The 1,095-nt window shown below is 51.6% G+C and carries 1 rRNA gene; it reads left to right on the forward strand.

The window, feature by feature from the left end:
* Positions 1 to 1,095 (forward strand): 23S ribosomal RNA (locus ACFQ79_RS40735); the annotation flags it as partial.

Raw genomic sequence — 1,095 nt, forward strand, 5'->3', positions numbered from 1 at the left:
ATGGTATGGTATCCTTATCTGAATACATAGGGTAAGGAAGACAGACCCAGGGAACTGAAACATCTAAGTACCTGGAGGAAGAGAAAGCAAATGCGATTTCCTGAGTAGCGGCGAGCGAAACGGAAGAAGCCCAAACCAAGAGGCTTGCCTCTTGGGGTTGTAGGACACTCTATACGGAGTTACAAAGGAACGAGGTAGACGAAGCGACCTGGAAAGGTCCGTCATAGAGGGTAACAACCCCGTAGTCGAAACTTCGTTCTCTCTTGAATGTATCCTGAGTACGGCGGAACACGTGAAATTCCGTCGGAATCTGGGAGGACCATCTCCCAAGGCTAAATACTCCCTAGTGACCGATAGTGAACCAGTACCGTGAGGGAAAGGTGAAAAGCACCCCGGAAGGGGAGTGAAATAGATCCTGAAACCGTGTGCCTACAAGTAGTCAGAGCCCGTTAACGGGTGATGGCGTGCCTTTTGTAGAATGAACCGGCGAGTTACGATCCCGTGCGAGGTTAAGCTGAAGAGGCGGAGCCGCAGCGAAAGCGAGTCTGAATAGGGCGATGAGTACGAGGTCGTAGACCCGAAACCAGGTGATCTACCCATGTCCAGGGTGAAGTTCAGGTAACACTGAATGGAGGCCCGAACCCACGCACGTTGAAAAGTGCGGGGATGAGGTGTGGGTAGCGGAGAAATTCCAATCGAACCTGGAGATAGCTGGTTCTCTCCGAAATAGCTTTAGGGCTAGCCTCAAGGTAAGAGTCTTGGAGGTAGAGCACTGATTGGACTAGGGGCCCCCACCGGGTTACCGAATTCAGTCAAACTCCGAATGCCAAATACTTATTCTTGGGAGTCAGACTGCGAGTGATAAGATCCGTAGTCGAAAGGGAAACAGCCCAGACCGCCAGCTAAGGTCCCAAAGTATACGTTAAGTGGAAAAGGATGTGGAGTTGCTTAGACAACCAGGATGTTGGCTTAGAAGCAGCCACCATTTAAAGAGTGCGTAATAGCTCACTGGTCGAGTGACTCTGCGCCGACAATGTAGCGGGGCTCAAGCGTACCGCCGAAGTCGTGTCATTGCAGCAATAGGGCCAACGCCCG

Origin of the sequence: Streptomyces sp. NPDC056480, assembly GCF_042795405.1 — a bacterium.
Classification (GTDB): domain Bacteria; phylum Actinomycetota; class Actinomycetes; order Streptomycetales; family Streptomycetaceae; genus Streptomyces.